21 protein-coding genes are annotated in these 22817 nt (G+C 59.2%); 10 read left to right on the forward strand and 11 right to left on the reverse strand.

Annotated features, from left to right (window positions below; genetic code table 11):
- Positions 1–95: 95 nt before the first annotated feature.
- The 3 genes from nth to ACVWXF_RS01795 form a co-directional block, all read right to left on the reverse strand.
- Positions 96–800 (reverse strand): endonuclease III, encoded by a 705-nt coding sequence (gene nth / locus ACVWXF_RS01785; RefSeq protein WP_457473479.1) that lies wholly within the window; start codon positions 798–800, stop codon positions 96–98.
- A gap of 6 nt (positions 801–806) precedes the next feature.
- Complete coding sequence (rseP, locus tag ACVWXF_RS01790) at positions 807–1904, reverse strand: RIP metalloprotease RseP (protein WP_011432623.1); 1098 nt, start codon at positions 1902–1904, stop codon at positions 807–809.
- Between the two features lie 132 nt (positions 1905–2036).
- The gene (locus ACVWXF_RS01795; RefSeq protein ID WP_011432622.1) at positions 2037–2279 is read right to left on the reverse strand and encodes a NifU family protein; all 243 of its coding nucleotides are present in this window, start codon (positions 2277–2279) and stop codon (positions 2037–2039) included.
- Positions 2280–2792: 513 nt separating this feature from the next.
- On the opposite strand from ACVWXF_RS01795, the gene ACVWXF_RS01800 reads away from it, so the two are divergent.
- From ACVWXF_RS01800 to sppA, 5 genes are all read left to right on the forward strand, one after another.
- Positions 2793–3926 (forward strand): PIN domain-containing protein, encoded by a 1134-nt coding sequence (locus ACVWXF_RS01800; RefSeq protein ID WP_457387685.1) that lies wholly within the window; start codon positions 2793–2795, stop codon positions 3924–3926.
- A gap of 44 nt (positions 3927–3970) precedes the next feature.
- The gene (locus tag ACVWXF_RS01805) at positions 3971–5716 is read left to right on the forward strand and encodes a sensor histidine kinase (protein WP_457385474.1); all 1746 of its coding nucleotides are present in this window, start codon (positions 3971–3973) and stop codon (positions 5714–5716) included.
- A gap of 75 nt (positions 5717–5791) precedes the next feature.
- Positions 5792–6640 (forward strand): 16S rRNA (adenine(1518)-N(6)/adenine(1519)-N(6))-dimethyltransferase RsmA, encoded by an 849-nt coding sequence (rsmA, locus tag ACVWXF_RS01810; RefSeq protein ID WP_457473480.1) that lies wholly within the window; start codon positions 5792–5794, stop codon positions 6638–6640.
- 105 nt (positions 6641–6745) lie between these two features.
- Positions 6746–7450, forward strand: coding sequence for a 3-oxoacyl-ACP reductase FabG (gene fabG / locus ACVWXF_RS01815; RefSeq protein ID WP_457402202.1), 705 nt, complete (start codon positions 6746–6748; stop codon positions 7448–7450).
- A 74-nt stretch (positions 7451–7524) separates the two neighbouring features.
- Positions 7525–8331 (forward strand): signal peptide peptidase SppA, encoded by an 807-nt coding sequence (gene sppA / locus ACVWXF_RS01820; RefSeq protein ID WP_457473481.1) that lies wholly within the window; start codon positions 7525–7527, stop codon positions 8329–8331.
- Between the two features lie 89 nt (positions 8332–8420).
- Here sppA and coaBC read toward each other — a convergent pair whose 3' ends face one another.
- Entirely contained in the window at positions 8421–9659 is a 1239-nt protein-coding gene (gene coaBC / locus ACVWXF_RS01825) for a bifunctional phosphopantothenoylcysteine decarboxylase/phosphopantothenate--cysteine ligase CoaBC (RefSeq protein WP_457473513.1), read from the reverse strand.
- 327 nt (positions 9660–9986) lie between these two features.
- On the opposite strand from coaBC, the gene ACVWXF_RS01830 reads away from it, so the two are divergent.
- On the forward strand, positions 9987–10355 hold the full coding sequence (locus ACVWXF_RS01830) for an AbrB family transcriptional regulator (protein ID WP_011432615.1): 369 nt from the start codon (positions 9987–9989) through the stop codon (positions 10353–10355).
- A 256-nt stretch (positions 10356–10611) separates the two neighbouring features.
- Positions 10612–11415, forward strand: a complete 804-nt coding sequence (locus ACVWXF_RS01835; RefSeq protein ID WP_457473482.1) for an Ig-like domain-containing protein — start codon at positions 10612–10614, stop codon at positions 11413–11415.
- 1 nt (position 11416) lies between these two features.
- On the opposite strand, the gene ACVWXF_RS01840 is transcribed toward ACVWXF_RS01835, so the two are convergent.
- Complete coding sequence (locus ACVWXF_RS01840; protein ID WP_457473483.1) at positions 11417–12610, reverse strand: RNA-guided endonuclease InsQ/TnpB family protein; 1194 nt, start codon at positions 12608–12610, stop codon at positions 11417–11419.
- Between the two features lie 109 nt (positions 12611–12719).
- Here ACVWXF_RS01840 and ACVWXF_RS01845 point away from each other — a divergent pair, with 109 nt between their 5' ends.
- The gene (locus tag ACVWXF_RS01845) at positions 12720–14447 is read left to right on the forward strand and encodes a helicase HerA domain-containing protein (protein ID WP_457473484.1); all 1728 of its coding nucleotides are present in this window, start codon (positions 12720–12722) and stop codon (positions 14445–14447) included.
- Here the strand turns inward: ACVWXF_RS01845 and ACVWXF_RS01850 are convergent.
- Positions 14417–15661, reverse strand: a complete 1245-nt coding sequence (locus ACVWXF_RS01850) for an FAD-dependent hydroxylase (protein WP_457473485.1) — start codon at positions 15659–15661, stop codon at positions 14417–14419. The genes ACVWXF_RS01845 and ACVWXF_RS01850 overlap by 31 nt on opposite strands.
- Positions 15662–15674: 13 nt before the next feature.
- Entirely contained in the window at positions 15675–16661 is a 987-nt protein-coding gene (locus ACVWXF_RS01855; protein ID WP_041436329.1) for a methyltransferase domain-containing protein, read from the reverse strand.
- Between the two features lie 97 nt (positions 16662–16758).
- Here ACVWXF_RS01855 and ACVWXF_RS01860 point away from each other — a divergent pair, with 97 nt between their 5' ends.
- Positions 16759–16914, forward strand: a complete 156-nt coding sequence (locus ACVWXF_RS01860) for a hypothetical protein (protein WP_457473486.1) — start codon at positions 16759–16761, stop codon at positions 16912–16914.
- A gap of 13 nt (positions 16915–16927) precedes the next feature.
- Here the strand turns inward: ACVWXF_RS01860 and ACVWXF_RS01865 are convergent, their stop codons facing one another.
- Positions 16928–17971 carry a glucokinase gene (locus ACVWXF_RS01865; protein ID WP_414344654.1) on the reverse strand — a complete coding sequence of 348 codons (1044 nt, stop codon included), beginning with the start codon at positions 17969–17971 and terminating at the stop codon, positions 16928–16930.
- 181 nt (positions 17972–18152) lie between these two features.
- Here ACVWXF_RS01865 and ACVWXF_RS01870 point away from each other — a divergent pair, with 181 nt between their 5' ends.
- Positions 18153–18899: a DUF3120 domain-containing protein gene (locus ACVWXF_RS01870; RefSeq protein ID WP_414329009.1), complete on the forward strand. Its 747-nt coding sequence runs from the start codon at positions 18153–18155 to the stop codon at positions 18897–18899.
- 25 nt (positions 18900–18924) lie between these two features.
- On the opposite strand, the gene ACVWXF_RS01875 is transcribed toward ACVWXF_RS01870, so the two are convergent.
- The 3 genes from ACVWXF_RS01875 to ACVWXF_RS01885 form a co-directional block, all read right to left on the reverse strand.
- Complete coding sequence (locus ACVWXF_RS01875) at positions 18925–19506, reverse strand: hypothetical protein (protein ID WP_457473487.1); 582 nt, start codon at positions 19504–19506, stop codon at positions 18925–18927.
- Positions 19507–19580: 74 nt separating this feature from the next.
- The gene (ilvN, locus tag ACVWXF_RS01880; protein ID WP_011432604.1) at positions 19581–20105 is read right to left on the reverse strand and encodes an acetolactate synthase small subunit; all 525 of its coding nucleotides are present in this window, start codon (positions 20103–20105) and stop codon (positions 19581–19583) included.
- 164 nt (positions 20106–20269) lie between these two features.
- On the reverse strand, positions 20270–22783 hold the full coding sequence (locus tag ACVWXF_RS01885) for a DUF3656 domain-containing U32 family peptidase (RefSeq protein WP_457473488.1): 2514 nt from the start codon (positions 22781–22783) through the stop codon (positions 20270–20272).
- Positions 22784–22817 lie beyond the last annotated feature (34 nt).

Genomic DNA, 22817 nt, shown 5'->3' on the forward strand with positions numbered 1-22817 from the left:
TCCTGCATGGAGCTTATTCTAGGGCGAGGGGCGGCCAAAACAAGCGCCGGAAGAATGGGGGGCTCAGCCACGCGGGGCGCCTAGAAACCATCATCTCAGGCCGGCGAGGCTTTTGTAGCTTTTTTATCCGTTTTCTCGGACGGTGCAGCCGATCCCAGAAGAGGAGCGCTGGGGCAGAGATCCGCCAAAAAACATTGCTGGCACAGAGGCCTGCGGGCAGTGCAGATGGCCCGCCCGTGGTCGATCAGACGGATAGACCAGTTCTCCCAATCCGCCTGCGGCAACAACTGCATCAGATCCTTTTCGATGCGCACGGGATCCTCGTGCTCAGTGAGGCCGAGGCGGCGGCTGAGGCGCTTGACATGGGTATCGACGGTAACCCCGGCATGGATGCCAAAAGCATGAGCCAGCACCACATTGGCCGTCTTGCGGGCCACACCGGGTAGGGTAAGCAGCTCCGGCATGGTGCGGGGCACTTGACCACCGAAATCGCTCAGGATCTTGCGGCAGGCTTCCTGAATGTGTTTGGCCTTGTTGCGATAGAAGCCGGTGGAATGGATGAGAGCCTCAATCTCCTCTCGCGGCGCTGTCGCCAGGGCCTGGGCATCCGGGAAGCGACGAAACAGCTCCGGCGTTACCTGATTCACCCGCTCATCCGTACACTGAGCGGAGAGGATGGTTGCCACCAAGAGCTGCAGCGGCGTCCGGTAGTGGAGGGCACAGGTGGAGTTGGGGTAGTGGCGCTTCAGCCGAAGCAGGATCTCCAAAGCTCGCTGGCGCAGGGCCCGTTTGCTGGCCATCTTCCCCTAGCCTGACCCGGTGACAATGGCGAGGGTGTCTTTGAAGATCAGCACCACCCCCAATCCCAGTAACAACACCAAGCCCGTCTGCATCACCCGCTCCTCCAGATGCTTGGGCAGCCGTTTGCCGCGAATCGCCTCCAGGATCAAAAAGGCAATGTGTCCCCCGTCCAAGGCGGGCAGGGGCAACAGGTTGAGAAAGGCCAGGTTAATGCTAATCAAAGCGGTGAAATTAAACAGGCTGGCGGCGTCATCGCGGGCCAGATCCGCCCCAATCTTGACGATCCCCACCGGGCCGGAGACCTGAGCAGCCGTGCTTTGGAAATTCTGCAGCAACTGCCGCAAGCCGTTCAGATTGAGCATCACCACCCGCTGGTAGGCATTTCCCGCCTCCGTGAGGATCTCAGCCACACTCTGAGGGGGACGCAAGGTCACCTCCTGGTGGGGGGCCAAGGTCACTCCAATGGCCACCGTCTCTCCCCGCACCTCTGGGATCACCGTCAATTGCAGGGGATCCCCTTCCCCACGCTGCACCTCCAGGGGAATGGGCCGGTTCTCGCTGCTGCGGATCAGCACCTGAAAATCGTTCAGAGCTGCCAAGGCCGCTGTCTCGTCGGCAATCCCCCTGTAATCGCGATCGGCTGCCTGCAACACCACATCCCCTGCCTTCAGGCCGGCCCGCTCCGCCGGGCTATCGGGCATCACCTGAGGGATGAGAATGCCGGGATGGAGGCGCGTTACCGAGGGGATCCCCACCCAGGCAAACATCAACACCAGCACCAGATAGGCGAAGATCAGGTTGGCCATCACCCCTGCACTCATCACCACCAGGCGATCCAGCACGGGGCGGTTTTTCAGCAGATCCGGGTCGTCGGGGGGGTAGGGAGAATGTTCATCCTCGTCAGGAAAGCCCACGTAGCCCCCCAGCGGCAGGGCGCGAATGGCGTACTCTGTCTCCTTGCCCTGGTATCGCCACAACACCGGCCCAAACCCCAGCGAGAAGCGGTTGACATGGATCCCTTGGAGTTTGGCTGCCGCAAAGTGCCCTGCCTCATGCACCAGGATCAGCAGGGCGAGAATGGCGATGGAGAGGAGAACAGACATGCGCTAGCTCTGAAGAAGGCACAGAAGAAAGAAGTGGGGAGCAGAGAGCCACCCGAGGCTATTTATCAAGGCACATAATCCAACACATGATAAAGAACCCTAAAGGAATCTCACAAAAACCTACAGGGCCCCTCAGAATACCTGCTCCACCTCCAAAATATCGGGGATGCTCTCCCGCAACTTGCGCTCAATGCCCATCTTTAGAGTCATGGTCGAGCTGGGGCAGGCTCCACAGGCCCCCTGCAAGCGCAGCTTGACCACCGGGCCATCGATTTCCACCAATTCCACATTGCCCCCATCGGCCATCAAGTAAGGACGCAGCTCGTTCAGGACTTTCTCGACGTTCTCGGTATTGAGTTCCAGTGCTTGTGCCATGGTTGCTTTTAGCCTCGTTGAGATTTGGATTGTAGCGGTTTCTGATACATTCACGCTGAACTCTCCTGAACATGGTTCAGGAAAGAAGCGATCGCATCCTGCCTATCTCTGTTCGCGTCAGCGGGACGGAGTCCAAGCAGGAAGGCGGTATCCCGCAAAGCCCTGAGGAATACCCCCCGAGCGCTTTCCCCCTTCACTTCCCAGCAACCGTTGCGGTGGACTCAAGGATCAGGGGGAAACTTGGTCTACTATATCCCTCTCAATGACTTTTGCCAAACCGCCTAAAGCTCAGTAAATTCAGCAAAGTTCAGGGTTTTGGGGGTTAGAGGCATGCTCCACAGATCCCTCAAGCTGGCAAGGGATCGCTATGATTTCAGCATAGTCTGAATCCTTCTGGGGGAGGGCTGGCTTGGTTGTCCGGATCCCTCCAACACCAGACGACTAGAATGAGTAGGAAGCAGATTTGCCTATTCCCAGCAGCATCACCCACTCAGCAGGGCCGTCTTTTTTCTTATGCTAGACGCTTTACTGATCGCGATCTTCATGTTGGCGGGAGCTGGCCTCGGGTTTTATGGCCTGGATTTGCTCCCTCCTGCTGCCATTCAGGGGGCCAATGTGGAAGGAGCCCGTGTCGTCACCAGCGGCTTTGGCGTGCTGGCAGGACTGGCTCTGGGATCCCTGGTGCGCTGGAGCTACCGTCGCTTCGAGGCCAATGTGCGCTCCTTGCCGCCGGACGTGTTGATCAGCCGCTCGGTGGGGTTGGTGATCGGCTTGGTGATCGCCAATCTAGCCATGGCTCCTGTGTACTTGCTGCCCTTGCCTCCCCAACTCAACAGGTTCCTCGAGCCACTGGCTTCGGTCTTTTTCAGCTTGGCCTTTGCTTACCTGGGGGTCAGCCTGGCCGATACCCACGGCCCCTCGCTGCTGCGGCTGTTTAACCCCAACTATGCTTTACAAGCAGCCCTCTGGGCGGAGGGCAATGTGGTGGCTGCCACGGCCAAGGTTTTGGACACCAGCTCCATCATCGATGGCCGAGTGGCTCAGTTAATCGAGACAGGTTTTTTGGAAGGAACCCTGGTGGTTCCTCGCTTTGTGCTGACGGAATTGCAAACCATCGCCGACAAAGCCGATGCCCAAAAACGAGAGCGGGGCCGCAAAGGCTTGGATACCCTGCAGTCTTTGCGAGAGGCCTACCCCGATCGTTTCGTTATTCACGAAGCCAACTATCCAGATCTGACCACTGTCGATGAAAAGCTGGTGCGCCTCACCCAAACCGTGGGGGGAACGCTGCTTACCACCGATTACAACCTGAAGAAGGTGGCGGCTCTGCAGGGGGTCAAGGTGCTGAATGTGAATGAGTTGGCCGAGGCGCTGCGGCCCATCTATGTTGCCGGCGACAGCTTTGATATCAAGATCACCCGCGAAGGAAAAGAGCCAGGTCAAGGGGTAGGCTACTTGGAAGACGGCACCATGGTGGTGGTGGAAGAAGGGCAGCGCTCTGTGGGCAAAACCCGCTCTGTGGTTGTGACCAGCGCCATTCAAACCTCAGCAGGCCGCATGATCTTCGCCCGCCTCAACAAGGACTCTGCCCCACTAACTCGCCCGGCCTCTGATCCGGCCAGCCCGGCTTCCTCTGGAAAAACCTGAGTTTTGGCCTACGTTCCCCTAGCGCAATGATGGCTTCATCCCAAATGGGCGCCCTCCGACCCACTCCGATGTTCTACACGCAGGATCGCCAGAGGCGCTTCTGGAGTTTTTACTGGGAAGATGCCGAGAAATATGGCATCCACCCTCAGCACATCGTGAGCGGACAGCAAATCTGGGAGGTGGCCAACGCTGGAGAGTACGAAGCCAAGCTCAACCAGGTCTTTGCAAGCGGGGATCCCCTCTCCTACGAATGTCAGGTGCTCTCGCCCCGCTACAAGTTGCATCTCCATCTTTCGCTCAACCCTGTACGGGACATGGAAGGGGAGGTGGTGGCGATTTCGGTGGTGGGCAAGTTGCTGGGGGCTACGCCTTTTGCGTTGGCCGGAGGAACCAGCAGCCCCAACAGCCAGCCCCATCCTGTCCTGGCCGACCCGGTACAGGGGATCACGACGCAGTTGGTGCGCAACATCCGGCATTCCCTGGATATCCGGCAACTGTGCCAGCAGACCGTGGAGCAGTTGGGGCAACTGTTTGAGGTAGATCGCTGCCTGATGGCCCTCTACGAGGTGGGGCAAGACTCCCTCACGGTCAATGCCGAGTACCGCCGCCATCCTGGGGATCCCTCCCTGCTCCACCAGACCCTGAAGCTGGCAGATTACCCCCATTTGTTGCAGGCCCTCAGACAGGAAGAACCGGTGGAGGCGGGGCGACATCTGGCCATTGCCATGTCTTACCAGGGCTACGCCAACAGCCTGCTCTGGCTGGAAATGCTGGATCCGAATAGGGTTCCTGTTTGGCAGCCAAGCCACATTCAGGTACTCCAGAGCATTGCCACCTACCTGGGCGCGGCCATTGCCCACGCCATTTTGCTGGATCAAAGTCGCCAACTGGCAACCCGCTTGCAGTTAGCCAACCAAACTCTGCGTCAGAAAAATAAGGAGCTGGAGCAGGCCCGTGCCCAAGCGGAATCGGCCAACCAGCTCAAAAGCCAATTCTTGGCTAACACCTCCCACGAGCTGCGCACCCCTCTCAACGGGATCATCGGCTTTATCAAGCTGGTGCTGGACGGGATGGCCGAAAACCGCGAAGAGGAGCTGGACTTCTTGCAGGAGGCCTATCGCTCTGCCCTGCACCTGTTGGCCCTGATCAACGATGTGCTGGATATTGCCAAGATCGAGGCGGGCAAAATGCAGTTGGAGTTCCAGCCCTGCGACCTGCGAGCCTTGTTTAAGGATGTGGAGGCCAAGACCAGCTTGCAGGCCAGCCAAAAGGGCCTACAACTGAGCTTCCACCTGCCCAACACCTCGGATCAGATTTTGCTCTTGGGCGATTACCAACGCCTGTTGCAGGTCATGCTCAATTTGGTGGGGAATGCCATCAAGTTTACCCCCAAGGGCTCGGTAACCGTGCGAGCGGATATCCTGCCCGGCAACCCGGGTTTGGCCCGCATCCGCGTCATCGACACGGGGATCGGCGTGTCGCTGGAAAAGCAGCAAAAACTGTTTCAGGCCTTCACACAGGTGGATGGTTCCACCACCCGCCAATATGGGGGGACGGGCTTGGGCCTGGCCATCAGCCAACGCCTGGTGGAGGCGATGGGAGGGGAAATCAATTTCTACAGCCTGGGCGAAGGGCTGGGATCCACCGTCACCTTTACGGTGCCCCTCTACCGCAAGCCGCTCCTGAGCGGGGATCCGAACCCAGAGGCGCTCCCTGCTCAACCCGCCCGAGATAGACCTGAGGATGCGGATCCCACCTTGATTTCTGTTCCCAACTCAGTCCAGCGATGACCCACCCGGCCATTTCTCCTTCAACCGCTCTGGGTACCTCTCGGTTGCGGCGCAGCACTGCGCGAACATTCCCCCATGCCCTATCCTCGTAAACGGTTTGGTCAGCATTGGCTCAAGGATCCCGCTGTTCACGAGGCGATTGTGCGGGCTGCCCAGTTGAATGATCTGGAGAGAGGGGCGGATCCCACTTGGGTGCTGGAGATCGGCCCCGGCACCGGCCAACTGACGCGGCGATTGCTGGCCCAGGGCGCCCAGGTGGTGGCGGTGGAGATCGACCGGGATCTGTGCCGACTGCTGCAAAAACGGTTCGCCGGCCAACCCCGTTTTCACCTGCTGGAGGGAGATTTTCTCCGCCTGCCGCTGCCTCCTCAGCCTCGCCTGCTGGTGGCCAATATCCCCTACAACCTGACCGGCCCCATCCTGGAAAAGGTGCTCGGATCCCCAGCCCAGCCGGTTCTGCAGTTCGAGCGCATTGTCCTTCTGGTGCAAAAAGAGCTGGCCGAGCGCTTGCAGGCCGGCCCCGGCAGCAAAGCCTATGGTGCTCTGAGCTTGCGGACGCAGTATTTGGCCGATTGCGAGCTGATCTGCAGGGTGCCCCCCACCGCTTTCAAGCCCGCCCCCAAGGTGGAATCTGCTGTGATTCGCCTCACCCCCCGCCCCGCCCCCACCCCCGTCCGGGATCCCTGCTGGTTTAACCACCTCCTTCGACAGGGGTTCTCCACCCGTCGCAAGAAGCTCGTCAATGCCCTGGGAAGCTTGGTGGAGCGAGAGGTGGTCGCAGCAGCTTTGGCTCAGCTCCGCCTCAACCCCGATGCCCGCGCCGAAGAGCTGGATCTGCCCCACTGGCTGGCCTTGAGCGATCTGTTGCTGGAGAAAGCGCCCAAAAGGGCTGTTGTTCCTCAAGAGGAGCAGGAACCAGGGTAGGGTAAGAGAGGGAAGCTCAGTTGGATGGATCTCAAAATCCTCTGAGTTTTTTTGCACTCCCCTCCCAATTTGTTTTGGATCCCCTTCGCCAATGCAGGTGCATCCATGCAAAGCAACCAAGGCAAGCAAATCCTCTTGACCGGTGGCACAGGCGGGCTGGGTTTGGGGGTGGTTCCCGTGGTGCTGGCCAGCGGAGCAGAGCTGACCTTGACCTATCGACAAGAAAAAGATCTCACCATTTTGCGGGAGCGCCTGCCGGCCAATGCTCTGGATCGGGTTCGCTTTGTGCAAGTGGATTTAACAGATGAGGCGGCGGTTGCCCGCGTCATTGCCGACCTACCCCGCGTAGATGGGCTGATCCACCTGGTGGGGGGCTTTGCCATGGGCCCCACCCACGAGTACAGCTTGGCGGACTGGTATCGCGACTTCGACCTCAACCTCACCACCACTTTTCTGACCTGCAAGCACAGCCTGCGCAGAATGTGGCAACAGGGCTATGGGCGGATTGTAACGGTGGGATCCCGCGGAGCGGTGGAGCCGGGCCCGCAATTGGCTGCCTACTGCGCTTCCAAAGCAGGGGTGGTGGCCCTGACCCGTACCATTGCCGCCGAAACCCAAGGCACAGACATCACAGCCAACGTCATCCTGCCCAGCATCATCGACACGCCGGCCAACCGAGCTGCCATGGGATCCGAGCAAGCCGAGCTGTGGGTCAAGCCAGAGTCCATCGGGCAGGTGATCGCCTTTTTGGTCTCAGAAGCAGCGCGGGATCTGCGAGGGGCGGTGATCCCGGTGTATGGCAACGTCTAGGCAACTGGTTGACCAAGCCATGAGCCGCCATTCATGATACAGAATATGCACTTATCCCTATCCAGTTCTTTTCCATGCTGAAGCGATTATTCTTGGGTGGTTTGCGCCGGCAAATCGGTCGCATTGAGGTGGCAGGGGCCATTGATGGTAAAACTCGCGAGCGGGTTCTCAAGGCCCTGAAAGAGGTGGAAGAAAACCATATCCCTGCCGTGGTGCTGCGCATCGATAGTCCAGGTGGGACGGTGGCCGACTCCCAAGAAATCTACAATGCCCTCTTGCGTTTGCGGGAGAAAAAGGGCACCCGTATTGTCGCCAGCTTTGGCAACATTGCCGCCTCTGGGGGGGTTTATATTGCCATGGGAGCCGAAAAAATTGTCGCCAACCCAGGAACGATCACCGGTAGCATTGGCGTGATCATTCGAGGCAATAATATCGAACGCCTCCTGGATAAGGTGGGGATTTCATTTAAGGTGATTAAGTCTGGCCCCTACAAAGATATTCTCTCGTTTGATCGCGAGCTAACCCCGGAAGAGCGAAACATCCTGCAAGAGTTGATCGACATCACCTACGGCCAGTTTGTGCAGACGGTTGCTGCTGCCCGCAAGTTGAGTTTGAATGTGGTCAAAACTTTTGCCGATGGCCGCATTTTCAGCGGAGAGCAGGCCCTTCACTTGGGTGTGGTGGATCGCTTGGGCACAGAGGAAGATGCCCGCCTTTGGGCGGCAGAGCTGGCCGGTTTGCCGACGGATGCGAAGTTCTACGACCTGCTCCCCCGGCGCAGAGGTTGGTCTCGGTTTTTGCCGGCAGCAGAAGCCTTGGCCCGTCTGCAGTTTGAAGTGAGCACCTCGGGCTTGCCCCTGTGGCTTTACACAGGTTCTTGAGGCAGTTCGCGAACAGCTATTCCGGGAAGTTTAGCGTTCTGTACCGCACAGCCCCCACCCCCGGCCCCTCTTCCAGAGGGAGAGGGAGTTTAACTAAAGTAGCCCAACTCCAATTGCCGGGCCAGATCCAGCAGCCGGTGGGCCAGGGTTGGCTTGGTTGCCAATGGGATCCGCTCTGGACTTCCCTGCTGGGGGATCCAATAGCCTTGGTTGTGGCTGCTGCCAAAGCCGCTATCCGGTTGGTCGATGGGGTTGGCCACAATAGCATCCAGGCCCTTCTGGCGGAGCTTCTCTCTGGCCGGTGGCAAGGGATCCCCACTTTGGGCGGCAAAGCCGATGAGGCGCTGGCCAGGGCGTTTGTTGCGGGCCAGGGCTGCCAGCAGGTCAGGGATCGGCTCCAACGGCAACATCTGGGGTAGATCGGCTTTGGGCAGCTTCCCCGCGTAAACCTGAGAGGGGCGCACATCCCCCACAGCAGCAGCCATCCACAAGAGATCCGCCTGGGGAAATTCCGCCTGCAAAGCCGCCTCCAGTTGGGCTGCCGTCTCCACCGGAATGGCCCGAATGGCGAAGGGCGCTGGATCAAAGGGGATCCCCAACGGCCCATGGACCAGCGTCACCGTCGCTCCTCGGCAGGCCGCCGCCACCGCCAATGCCACGCCCATCCGACCACTGGCCGGATTGCCGATAAAACGCACCGCGTCGATGGGCTCCCGTGTACCCCCCGCCGTCACCAACACCCGCTTGCCCTGCCAATCTTTTTTCCCCCCTGTCCAGAGCAAAGCCCGCACATACTCCTGCAGCGCCTCCGGCTCCAACATGCGCCCTTCCCCCACCGCATCACAGGCCAGGCGGCCACTGGCCGTCGGCAAGGCCCAAAAACGGGGATCCTGGTGTAGCCGCTGCCAATTCTCGGCCACCTTCTCTGCCTTCCACATCTGCGTATTCATAGCCGGTGCCACCGCCACCGGACACCGGGAAGCCAAAACCACATTGGTGAGCAAGTTATCCGCCAGCCCATGAGCCAACTTGCCCAAGGTGTTGGCCGACAAGGGTGCAATGAGGAGAGCCTCCGCCCATTCCCCCAACTCGATGTGCAGCGGTCGTCCTCGTGTTGCTTGCCAAAAGGCGGCATCCGTAAAAGCCGGCTGGCGGGACAAGGTGGCAAAAGTCAAAGGAGAAATAAAATGTTCCGCAGCTTTTGTCAAAACCACCTTGAGCTCTGCTCCCTGCTGCACCAGAGCAGACACCAAAGCTGCCGTTTTGTAAGCAGCAATCCCCCCGCTCACCCCAATGAGGAGACGCCGCCCCGACCAAAAGGGATCCATATTGAGTGACACGCAAACAGCCTTGTTTCCAGTTTCCCTGCTTTTGCTCAATTCCGGCGGCAAAGCGGGGATCCCTCGCCCAAAGATACTTTTGACCCTGTCGAGAATAGGGCCTGAGAGCCTATCATTCCCCATTTCAGCCAAAGTCTCCCCCATAGGTTCTGGCCTTCAGAGGGAATTCCCCACTGCTGTTTTGCGCAACCAGCCCTCAGATCCCATTGCAGTCGCGCACTCATTCCCTCTAATTAAGAAGAGTTGGATCAAACTCTATTGCAATCGCTGTTTGTTTCTGGCTACACTAACAGTTGTCCCTAAAACCATCTCGATATGGCTACAACCAGTAAACCAAAACCACTCACTGGCCAAGAGCTCCTCGACAAGGTAACTTCAATGGGAAATGCGGATCGCAAGGAAAAAGCTCGCGCCTGTGGTTATGTCACCTACACCAAGAATGGTCAGGAGCGAGTGAATCTAATGCAGTTTAACAACGCCCTGTTGAAGGCCGTTGGCGTGGATCTCGGCGCTAGTGACGAAAATGGATCCCGTGGCCGCGCTCCTACCTTCCGGGTTTCGGTTCATAAGAATGGCAATCTCCTGATCGGAGCTGCCTACACCAAGAAGATGGGCCTCAAGCCCGGAGATGAGTTTGAGATCAAGCTGGGCCACCACAACATCAAGCTGGAGCGGGTCAACTGATTTGCTGTCTCCCTGGATGCTTTTCCCTGCTGGTGAGTTCATCTCAGCTTGGGTAAAGCCTTTGGTATTCCTTTCGGCCTCTAGGGGCTTGGGAGCAGCGACCTCTTCCCTTCGCTCCGGTGCTCATTGTTTCTCTACTTTTCAGAGCAAGGGATCCTCATGATCCGCTGGGGATCCCTGGCAGTTTGTACCTCATCAATGGCTGAAGTGTGGGTAAGTTCGCTATTCTGACAACAGTTAAATTGGGTCTGCGGCAATGAACACTCCGACCGTACAAAATGTCTTTCGCCATTGGCGGCGGTGGCGAACTTGGGCGGGGCTGTTGTTGTTGGCAGCAGCGTTCTTTGTCATCGAGTCTCATCGGCAAGTTTGGCCTCAGTCGAATGCTTCTCAAAGTCAGGCATTTTTGGAGTGGGTGTCTTCCCAGCCTACTCCCGAACAGCAGGATGTTTTTGTGGATGGAGTCATTCGGCTGCAATTCAATCGGCCACTGGATCCCAATCTACAACGTCTGGCGGTTCAGTTGGATCCGCCGGCAGCGGTTATTTTTGATGTGCAGGGAGACGAGTTGTTGCTTAAGCCTCGGGATCCCTTGCGCTTTAGCACCCGTTACACCCTCACGCTTTCTCCCCAAGAGGGGCTGCCCCTCGAGCAGGCCATTCAGCTGAGTTTTCGCACCGAACCGCAATTTACCTACGAACGGGATGTCAAACCGCTGCTAGAAGCCAGTTGTGTGGGTTGCCATCAGCCGGCAGGACGGCAGCGCACCCAGTTGCTGGACAGTTATGAGGCCACGATGGCCTATGTCAGGCCAGGGGATCCCAATAGCGAGTTGATCAATCCCCGGTGGACGAGCCGCCACGCCTACATCCTCAACGCCATCAACCCCAACCGCCCCCAAGCTCGCGGCGGATCCCCTGAGATTGCTTACATTCAAGCTCGCGGGCTGCCCCTGTCCCGTCTGGGCTTTTGGACGCCGGAGGAAGTGGAGATCGTCCGCACCTGGATTGTGCAGGATGGCGCCCCCCGCACCAGCGCCCGCTTACAGATGGGCAAGTAAACTACCCGACCCTGACTGCTTCGCAGCACAGGGCGGGCTTTCGGTAGCCCTGCAGTTGGCAAGCCAACCACGAACCTCTAGGCTGGTTTACAGCAGCCCCCAAAAGCGCAATCACATTCGCACCATTCAAATCCGCATCCCCTTCCCATCCACAGTGTCCACACTTAAACTTCTTTCCACTGCGGTAGGATTGCGCAGGGTCGGGATGAATGTGCAAACACCGGTGGCAGGTCTGCGACGTGTAGGCAGGCGGCACCAGAATCAAAGCAACCCCCGCACGCAGAGCCTTGTACTCCAAAAATTGACGGAGTTGATAAAACGCCCAGTTGTTGGCCCGTCTACGCTCTGTCTTGCTCCGTGGCTGTTGATTAACCCTTTCCCGGATCCCTGTCAGGTCTTCCAGAGCGATAGCACTGTTGGTAGCTTTTGCCCTGGAGACAATAGCTTTGGAGATGCGATGATTAACCCACGCTTGAAAGCGTCTCTCCTTGCCAGACAGCCGTTGCAGCAGTTGACGGCATCTGCGCCGCGAACTGCGGGTGCCCTTACTGGCTTTGCGTTGGAGTACCGCCCTCAACCGGGAGTAGTGGTCGCGGACTTTGTTCAACTGCTGTCCATTCCAGTTATCTCCTTCCGATGTATGAGCAATATCCGTCCTTCCCAAATCCACCCCCAGCACTCTGCCCGTGCGTTGCGGTGGGGATGGCTCCGCTTCCACACAGATTTGAATGGAGTAGGAGCCGTCTTTACGCTTGACCAGAGTGGCAGATTTGGGATTGGAGCCTGCCAACTGTTCTCTCTGGTAGCGGCCAATCGCCAGCTCAAAGCGCTCCCGACCCTCCACCGTGGTCAGCGACACCGTCCAGTCTTTCTCGCGAAACGAAAAGATACGGGCGTCGTAGGTAACAAAGCCGCTCTTAAACTCCTTGACGGGACGCTTTTTCTGCTTAGCCACTTTGCGGGAACCCGCTACCCGTCTGCACACCTGTTGAGCCAAGTTACTGGACAAGCCAAACCGAGCGCGAATCTGGTAATAGCAAAGGGACTGGAGTTTGACTGCGTTGACTACTTTTTCTGGTGTGTTTTGGTTGACCCAGTTCAACGCCTGCACAAAGGCATCCATTGTCGCATCCAACTTTGCGGCTTGCGACTGGGACACCTTGAGCTTGCAGGAGACGGTCAGGACTTGGGTCATGGTTCTATCATAACTTCCGCATTCCTCCCGACACTGACCCTACGGGTACAGTGCGGGGCTCCTGCGATTTCTAGCTGAATAAGGCATCTGGAACCCAACCCCCACTGCCATGACCCCTCCTCAACCTTTGGCCACCGTGATTCAGGGATCCCTGAGTCGAGGGCTGGAAGCTCGCCTCAATCCCGCTGTCTCGGTAGAAGACTTGCGGGTGGGCAAATTCGTGGTGATCCAGGGGCAGCGCAACCGCTTCTTTGGCCTGCTTACTGACGTTACCCTAGAAACCAGCAACCCCCAAATTCTGGTCAATCCCCCCCGCCCGGAAGAGACCTTGCTGCAGGAGGTGCTGGCCGGTACCGGTACCTATGGCATTATTGCCCTCACCCCGATGCTGATGTTGGTGCCGCGGCAAACGGAAGGGGAAAGGCTGCATCCCCTGGTCAATCCCGAACGGCCAGAAGCGTTGGCAGCTCCCCTCGGCCAAGAACCCCCTTCCGCTGGCGCCATGGAGCTGCTGCCCGTGAAAACAGTGCCCGCCCATTTTTCACAGGTGTATGAGGCACGGGAACTGGACTTTCGCACCGTCTTCGGCTGGGAAGACGACCCGGAGCGGCGCAACTTTGCTATCGGCCAGCCCCTCGACATGGCTGTGCCCATCTGTTTGGACTTGGATCGCTGGGTGGAGCGCAGCAACGGCATTTTCGGCAAATCGGGCACCGGCAAGTCCTTTCTAGCCCGCCTGATCCTGGCCGGTATCATCCGCAAACGGGCGGCGGTGAACCTGATCTTTGACATGCACTCCGAGTACGGCTGGGAGGCGGCCAGCGAAGACAAGCACGCCACTACTGTGAAAGGCTTGCGGCAGCTCTTTCCCGGTCAGGTACAAATCTATACCCTGGATCCCGATTCCACCCGGCGGCGAGGGGTGCGGGATGCGCAGGAGCTCTTCATCGCCTACAACCAGATCGAGGTGGAGGATCTGGCCCTGTTGGCAGAGGAGCTGAACCTATCGGAAGCCAGCCTGGAAAACGCCATTATCCTGCGCAACGAGTTTGGCCGCGACTGGATCAGCCGCCTCTTGAGCCTTTCCAACACCGAGATTCAAGAGTTTTGCGAACAGAAAATGGGCAACAAAGCCTCGATGATGGCCCTGCAGCGCAAGCTCACCCGCCTTGACAACCTCAAGTACATCCGCAGCACCCTGCCCCACAACTACATCGGCCAGATTTTGGATGCCCTCAGCCGCGGCATTCACGTGGTTATCGAGTTTGGATCCCAGTCCAACTTGCTTTCCTACATGTTGGCTGCCAACGTCATCACCCGCCGCATTCACCAGGCCTACGTACATCAGACGGAGCGGTACTTGCAATCCAAAAATCCCCTCGACCGGCCCCGTCAACTGTGCATCACCATCGAGGAGGCCCATCGCTTTTTGAATCCGCGGGCGGCCAAGCAGACCATCTTCGGCACCATTGCCCGCGAGATGCGCAAGTACTTTGTCACGCTGCTGGTGGTGGATCAGCGCCCTTCCAGCATCGACAGCGAGGTGATGTCGCAGTTGGGCACTCGCATTACGGCACTCCTCAACGACGACCAAGATATCGAGGCGGTGTTCACAGGGGTGGCGGGCAGCCAGAACTTGAGAACGGTGTTGGCCAAGCTGGATTCCAAGCAACAGGCCCTCCTTCTCGGCCACGCTGTGCCTATGCCGGTGGTGGTGCAAACCCGCTCCTACGACCAAAGGTTCTACGCCGAGATCGCCGACCCCGACTGGTCGCAGGCCGAAGATGCGGAGGTGCTCCTGGCCGCTCAGAAGGCCAAGGAGGAGCTGGGACTGTAGGGAGAGCTCCCCCAAAGTCCCGTCATCAAGCACAGCAGCAAGCACCGCAGGGGGGGGAAGGCCATCATCCCTCTCAGGATCCACCGCCGCATAACCACTACGGGCCAGTAGGAGTTGGAGAAAGTGCGGGCGAGCAGATCCGTGAAGAGCAGCACCACCCAGTTTTCCCAGCGGCGACGGCGACCGTAGCGGCGCAGGACTTTGACATCTCCCAGATCCTCATGCCGTCTCCAGGCGTCTAGGAGCACCTGGGCCAGGGCAGCGGCGTCGCGGATGCCGAGGTTGAGCCCTTGGCCAGCCACCGGATGGCAGTGGTGGGCGGCATCTCCCACCAAGGCAAGACGATGCTGATAGTAGCGGCGGCTTTGCCGTAGGCGAGCCGGGAAAACCTGGGGCCGGTTCAGCAAAGTGAGCTGGCCGCTCTGACCGCCGTAGTAGCGCTGCATCTCGGCCAAGAAGTCGGCCTGAGGAAGGGCCAGGGTGGCTTTGGCCTGCTCGTGGGGCATGATCCAGACCACCTGACAGCGGTTGCCGGGCAGGGGCAAGATGGCGAAGGGGCCGGCAGGCCAGAAGCGCTCGTAGGCAATGTTTTGGTGGTCTTGGGAAGGGGCCACCAAGGCGGTGATGCAGGACTGCCAATAGTCCCAGCCGTCGCTAGGGATCCCTGCCCACTGCCGCACCTGGGAGCGCAGGCCGTCGGCGGCGACCACCAGGGAGGCCCGCAGTTGGCGACGCCCCTGGGCCGTTTCCAGCTCTACCTCGGCTGCAGCCTTCCCATAGGTTACACTCTCCACCTTGGCTTCGTAGTAGCAGCTAATTTTGGGATCGGCAGCCACCTGCTCCTGGAGCGCCTGCTGCAGCCAGGCATGCTCGCCACAGTAGAAAACTGCCGCTTCCCCCACATCCTCCGGCCTAAACGTCACCCGCTGGGGAGCGTTGGCGTCGGTTAAAATCACCTGAGCAAAGGGCGTAATGTGGGGAGCCAGCGCCTCCCACACCCCGACGGCCCGGAAGATGCGGATTGACAGCGGCGAAAGGGCATAGGCCAGGGGGCGCTGTTTGACTGCCTCAGCCGACTGGGCCTCAATGAGGGCCAACCGCAGGCCGGATCCCCGCAGGGCACAAGCTAGGGTTAAGCCCGCGATGCCTCCGCCGACGATAATCACGTCGTAGAGGGCTGCTAAAGTATCCGGAGTGGGAGCAAGAGTTGTCATCTCTCTTATTCTCCTATTGGCTGCTGTGGGCAACCACTTCTGTGCGGGTGGAGTCTGCCGACGTGGCGGCTCGCACGGCCCGGAACATGCCAAAGCGGCAGAGGCCGGTGCCGAAGGCCAGGCGCATGAGCAAGAAAGTGGGCACCTCCCGTAGCGACTTAATCAGGCCCACCAAGCCAAACTTCAGCAACCCTTCGGGACGGACAATGCCCTGCCAGATGGAATCCAGCCAAGAGGGAAGGGTCTCCTGAGTCCAGTCGGCGGTTTCTACCCGTCCCGCCACCAGGCCAGTAGCCTCCAACTGCTCGGCAAAGCCTTCGATGCTGGAGAAGGAAGGGTGTGACCATTGATCCAACAGTTGCCGCATCACCAGCCGCTCCCAAAAGTTCAGGGGCTTTTGCCGGTCGTCCCGCTGGTTCCAGTCCGCCACCACCAGGATTCCCCCTGGCTTCAACACCCGCAGCATCTCTTGGGCATAGCGGGCCTTGTCCGGCATGTGAGGCCCTGCCTCAATGGACCACACCACATCGAAGCTGGCATCGGGGAAGGGCAGGTCGAGGGCATCTGCCACCTGAAACTGGACAGGCAGATCAGGGGGGGTGAGCTCCTGGGCCCGCTTCACCTGCTGAGGGCTGATGGTGATACCGGTTACAACAAAGCCGTAGTCACGGGCCAAGATGCGGCAGCTCCCACCAATGCCGCAGCCCACATCCAACACGGTTGTCCCTGCAGGCAGTCGATCCAACCCCCCCCAGCGCACCATCTCGTGGACAAAGTCGTGCTTGGCCTGCAGAAAATTTTTTCGTTGGGGAGGAGAGCCGTAGTGGCCTAGGTGAATGTGTTCGCCCCAGTAAAACTCTAGGATCCCATCCCGAGTCCACTCGTCGTAAGACTTGGCCACAGAGGCGGGAGACTCGTATTTGCGAGCAGTCAACAGATAGGCTGCCAAGCCCACGGCCAGCAGCACAGCTATGCCCAAAGCCCAAAAGATTGGATTCATCGGATCAACCATGAATTTTCTATGATATGAAGTCCCTCTGCGTGGTGGCAATCATTGTCGGTTGGATAGCGCAGCCCCAGGCGGAGTGCTTTCCGGTATGGGGCCAGCCAAGCAAAGGCGCAATCCCATCTTGCCCCATCTGCTGGCTCAAGATGGAGTCTGGGATCCCGGCAAAGGGCAGCTGGGCGAGATTTTCCAGCACCCATTGGGATTGCTGCGATCGCCTGCTGGGCCGGGGCGGCAACCTCAGTAGCAGCGGCCGCTCCCTACCAAAGGTTGGCGGCGTAGCGAGCAGCTCCCCTCAGCCCCACCTGCGCATTCACCACCACCTGCACCGACAGTTGCTCCAGAAGAGGACGCATCCGCCCCTTATCCAAAAACGAGGACAAAAACTCCCCTTGATGCAGTAGGCGCAAGAGCTTGGGCGCGATCCCCCCAGCGATGAACAGGCCCCCGCGCGGCAATAGGTGTAGGGCAAAGTTCCCGACTGCAGCCCCGTACAGGCTGATGAAAAGCCGCAGACACTCCACCGCCAGAGGATCCCGTGCTTCCATGGCAGCATTGGCAATTTGGGCTGCCGGGTCAATATGCTTAGCTCCCTTTTCCCAAGCCTCAATTTGGGCCAGCAGCTGTTCTTCTCCTGAGCCCCACTGGCTATCCCGCAAAAATTGATAAATGGCAACGATCCCCTGCCCCGAGACCACCCGCTCGGTGGAGACACGTCCGTGCCGTTTTTGCAAATACCTCAAGAGCTCCCACTCCAGAGGGGTGCGCGGGGAAAAGTCCACGTGACCGCCCTCGCTGGCATGAACTTGGTAACCCCCTTCTCCCCAGGTAAGGTAAGCCTGCCCCAAACCCGTGCCTGCTCCCATCACGCCAATCGGAGCCCGCGGTTGACGCTCACCCACTTGCAAGGTGTCCAGATCCTGGTCGCCGAGGGCAAGCACGCCATACCCCACAGCGCTGAAGTCGTTGATCAAGGCTACGCGCGGGATCCCCAGCTCTGCGGCCAATTGGCTCGACTGCAGATCCCAGGGCAAGTTGGTCACTTTGGCAGTCTGTCCCTCAGACCCTGAGCCCCTTGTTTCCATGACGGGGCCGGCCACTGCAAAACAGGCGGCAGCAGGCTGTGGATCTCGCCCCAGCTCCCGCCGAGCCTGGGCCAGAAACTCTCCCACCATTGGGGCGAGGTTGGCGTAATCTTGGCTGGCATAGCGGCAGTGGTAAAGGCTGTGCTCGGGATCCTCGGCATTGACAAGGCTGAGGCTGGTTTTGGTGCCCCCGATGTCTCCTGCCAACAACAAGTCCATACAGTTTCCTCCGGCCAGCACCTCCTTCCCACCCTGACATCTCTGGAGAGGGAATGCCAATTTCAGCTCCCAAGGAATCCCAGGGCTTCTTCCCTCCTGCAAACGAACATCCGCTGCCGAGAAGAGAGAAGGGTGAAGAAAGTGGTATGTTAACTGATGTAAAGGTTTTTAATATTGCATTTTGTCTTCTACACCTTTTTTACCCCCTCTCCAAGATGAGCCTCTGCTGTCCTCTGAGCGTTTGGCCGGGCTGGATCCCCGCCCTCTCTCGGCTCAAAGGCGTTTTCGATCCCACCATGCCATTGGGGGAGTGGCAGCTCTGCTCGTGAGTCTGCCCGTTTTTGTGCAAGCGCCCCTGGTGCGGTATGCCCCTTGGGTCAGCTTGGTGATGTCTTTGGGCTGGCTGGGCCTTAGCTTGCATCTCTACTCCCAGCCCCGTACCCGCCTGTGGGGAGATTTGCTGTACGGCTTTACCCTGACTTGGCTGGCAGGATCCCTGTATTGGGGATGGCTGCGCTTTGAGCCTCTTTGGCACATGCCCATGGAAGCCTTGGGGATCCCGATTGTCTGGTGGGGGACACGGCGACGGTTTGCCCGCATCGGTACCTGGTTTTATCTCGGCTCCCTGTGGGGTACGGCGGTTACAGATCTCTACATTCACTCGGTGGGGCTGCTGCCTGAGTGGCGGCAGGCGATGCAGTTTGACCGGTTGGAGCAGGCGGTTGTCCCTTTTAGGGCGGCCCTCGACAAAATGGCTACCCCCTGGGGCCTGGGTTGGGGCATCGGCTTGGGCCTTCTGTTGCTGGGTGTTGGATTGTGGAGAGTCCAGGGATCCCGCCGCTTGCACCATTGGGCATTTGCGGGAGCAGTGCTGAATACCCTGTTGGTGGATGGGCTATTTGGCTGGGGGGCAGCTCTGCTGCGGTGAGCTGGGACATCCCCATAACTCTGCTTCAGGTGGGAGTAGAAGTATTGGTAGGGCTGGGAGCTCCATCGGACTCCGTCCTGCCAACGTCGGCGGCAGCAGGTGCAGTTGCCGGCAGTGTAGGTTCTGGCCCGGCAGGAGGCAACTCCGGTGCCGGTGCGGGCTGAGGCAGAAAGTCGATGACCTCCCAAGTCTTGGAATCCGGTGAGCTGTAGGCCAGCAGCCACCGTTCGGGCACGGTTTTGACGCGGTCGGGCGAGCGTTGTGTAGCAACAGTTTGTGCCTTTTGGTGGGCCAGGGTGAGCTGGAAGGGATCCCCTTTGCGGCGATAGGGGCGGCGGGATCCCGGCGGATGCACGATTAGGGTGTAGGTACCGCTGAGGTGATGGCCTTCCAGGGTTTCTCCTGAGGCCAACAGCAAGGGTTCACGGCGATCCTGGCGGATTTTCACATCCTGCAATTCCAGATGTGCCGACAACCGGTCACTGCCCACCAAGGATCCCACCGGCCCGGACAAATGAGCGATCTGATAGGCGAGGGCCTGCTGCACAATCGGTTTTGGCGGCCTGGGGCCACAGCCGACCAGCAGCCCCACCAGCACAATAGCCACAAGGCTAATCGTGCCCCGCAGAACCGATCCCCTACAACTCCACCCCAGTTTTGGCATCGCTTCCCCTGAGGCCATCAGACGGTAACTAAGGTGGGGTGTTGCTTCAGGTATTCCGTATTCACGCCGGACTCGCGGGTGAGAGCCACCAGGCCGGTACGGGCGATCTCACGGATGCCAAAGCTGGTCAACATCTTGATGATGGCCACCATTTTGCCGGGATCCCCGGTTACCTCGAGAGTCAAAGACTCCTCCGCCACATCCACAATCCGGGCGCGAAACATTTGGGCCACATCCATAATGGCGGAGCGGGTATCGGGGCTGGCATTGACCTTGACCAGCATCAGCTCCCGTTCCACGCAGGGAACATGGGTGATATCGGTAACTTTCAGCACGTCGATGAGCTTGTAGAGCTGCTTCGTCATCTGCTCCACATCGTGTTCATCGCCCTGCACCACCATGGTGATGCGAGAGATCCCCGGTCGTTCGGTGGGGCCAACGGTGAGGCTGTCGATGTTAAAGCCGCGACGGGCAAACATCCCCGCAATGCGGGTTAAAACGCCAGGCTGATCCTGCACGAGGGCGCTGAGGGTGTGTTTCACGGCAACCAGAGGATAGAGAAAAAGCTGAGAAGAGGTTGGGGAAGCACCTGGGAATAACAATACCCTGAGGAAATTTTACGCCAACTTTGCCGGAATGTTTTTCGCATTGCTCCGGTCGGAGCACAGCTGCAGAGCCGGCGCCCTAGAGAAAGACAGCGCAGCCGTTAACTCTCCAAAGACCCGCGCGTAACCCCCAATTGGCTGTGTAGCTTCAGCTCCTGCCACAGTTGGGATCCGCTGAGTTGACCTTGTAGGAGTTGCTGATAGCGGTGCAGGGTTTGTTGGATCTCGGCGGGGGATTCATGCAAAAATTCGATGCGCAGATAGCGCAGGCCCAAGGCCAATAATTTCGGCACATATTCTGCCCCCGTTTGGGCCTTGCCGTTGTAGAGGGTATTCCGACAGCCGGCATCGGCCTTCAAAATGTGCTCGACATTGGCTCTGTCCCTCAGCTTCACCTCGTGTTTTTCACATGGGCGACCACAATTGGTGTAATCCGTTCCGCTGGATAAAAAGGCGCAAAAGACGCAGTGCTCCATGTGGAACAGGGGCATATGTTGATGAAGGGTAACCTCATACCTATGGGCGGGGCCGGCTTGCAGCAGGGATCCCAGTTGCTCGTGGTTGAGGTCATAGGAAGCCGTCAGGCGCTCCAGGTTGTAACGGGTTTTGAGATAGTGGGCCGTGATGGGATTGGCCACATTTAACGAAAAATCCCCAATGCAGCGCTGACCGGCAAAGAAACGGAGATGGTCGTAATTTCTCACCAAGTAGCCATCGGCCCCAGCGGCCAACACTTGCTTTAGGATCCAGGTTTCTCCTGGCTTGGTGATGCGGGGCGGAGCGACCCACAGTTCCACCTCGGGATGGGCGGCTTTGGTTGTGCGGATCACCTCCCGATAGCGGCGGGGATCCTCAAACTCCAGATAGATCTGCCTAATACCGCTGGCTATCGCCGCCGGCAGTTGCGCCGGATCCCGCACCAACACCACCAACTGCGGGGATCCCCTTGCGGGCTCCTCCTGAGAAGGCACCAGATCTTGCCAGCGAGCTTCGGGATTGAGTTGCCAGCGCGGGGGCTGAGCTCGCAGAGCTTGTAGGCGTTCCACCGCTTGTCGGCGCATCTGGTTGAGCAGGCTCACCGGCAGCATTACCTCCCCCTGCAAGGCATTGTGCAGGGATCCCAACTTGAAGGGAGTGGAGCCCAAACGGCCCAGTTGCTGTCGCAGTTTTTCGGTGGTGAGGGGTTGGCGGTGGGCAGCTTCCAGGGGCAGCGGCGAATCCACCTGCACCGTATGGCCTTGCTCATCCCGCAGGATCAGCGTCAGCGGGGATCCCACTTGGCCGTGAACCTCCATGTGGACAGGCCGCTGAAAGCGGGGGTGATCCCCGGCGTAGCTTTGGCGCAGGCGCTTTTCCAGTTCCGGGTCGCTGGTCTTCCAGAGGCGATCCCCCACCCGCAGACGTTTGAGATCAATGACCCCCTCTCCGAAGCTGAGCCAGGCCAGCCCCTGCTTCTCTTGCACCCGGTAAACTCGCCCCCCCTGCTCCGGCAACTCCGGCTGCCCCTGGTCAAACACCACGCCATCCCCGGCTTTGAGGGGTGCCTCCAGCCGGATCCCCACCTGATCCTGTTGGATCCCCACCACTTGCCCCAGGTAAACCCCCCGTTTCTTGCCAAACCGCGCGTGCACCAGCTCCTGGTTGTTGATGCCCCGCAGCCAGCCTGTGTAGAGCCCACGAGAAAAGCTCATCTCCAGCTCGTAGCGTTCCTGTTGCGAGGGCTGCCACGGCTGTCCCACCCCCAGCGCATCCAAGGCCTGCCGATACACCCGCGTTACATTGGCTACATATTCTGGGGATTTCAGCCGGCCCTCAATTTTCAGACAGCGGATCCCCAGCTTCACCAGCTCCGGTAGCACCTCCAGCCCGGCCAAATCTTGAGGGCTGAGCAGATACCGCTTCTCCCCCAAGTCGCGGCGGATCCCGTCTACCACCAGCTCATAGGGCATGCGGCAGGCTTGAGCACATTCGCCTCGGTTGGCCGAACGCCCCCCCAGCGCCTCGCTGGTCAGACATTGCCCCGAGTAGGCCACACACAACGCCCCATGCACGAAGACCTCCAGAGATAGGGAGGATCCCTTCTCTTGCAGATAGGCCTGGATCTGGGCGATTTCCTGGAGGGAACATTCCCGCGCCAGCACCACCACCTCACAGCCCAGCTCAGCGGCAAACTCCGCTCCCACTCCACTGGTGATGGTCATTTGCGTGGAAGCATGGATGGGGAAATCGGGGGAAAGATGCCGGATCAGGCGGGCGATGCCAATATCCTGCACAATCACCGCATCCACCCCCGCCGCGATCATCGAGCGGATGTATCCCTCGGCTTCCGTCAGCTCCCTTGGAAAAACCAGAGTATTCAAAGTAACATAGCCCCGTACCCCCCGCCGGTGCAGCCAGGCTATCAGTTCCGGCAAATCCGCTTCCGTAAAGTTGCGGGCGCGCATCCGGGCGTTGAAGCGCTCCAGCCCAAAGTAAATGGCATCGGCTCCGTTTTCCACTGCCGCCTTGGCACACTCCCAATCCCCCGCCGGGGCCAGCAGCAGGGGCAACTTGGTGGTCAGAGGCGGCGCCTCAAAGTGATCCGTTTCCGCGAAATCTATCCCAGCAGCTTTCATCGGAAGACAGCCCCACAAAGAGAACAAGGGATCC

This window comes from Thermostichus sp. MS-CIW-40, from assembly GCF_054058315.1.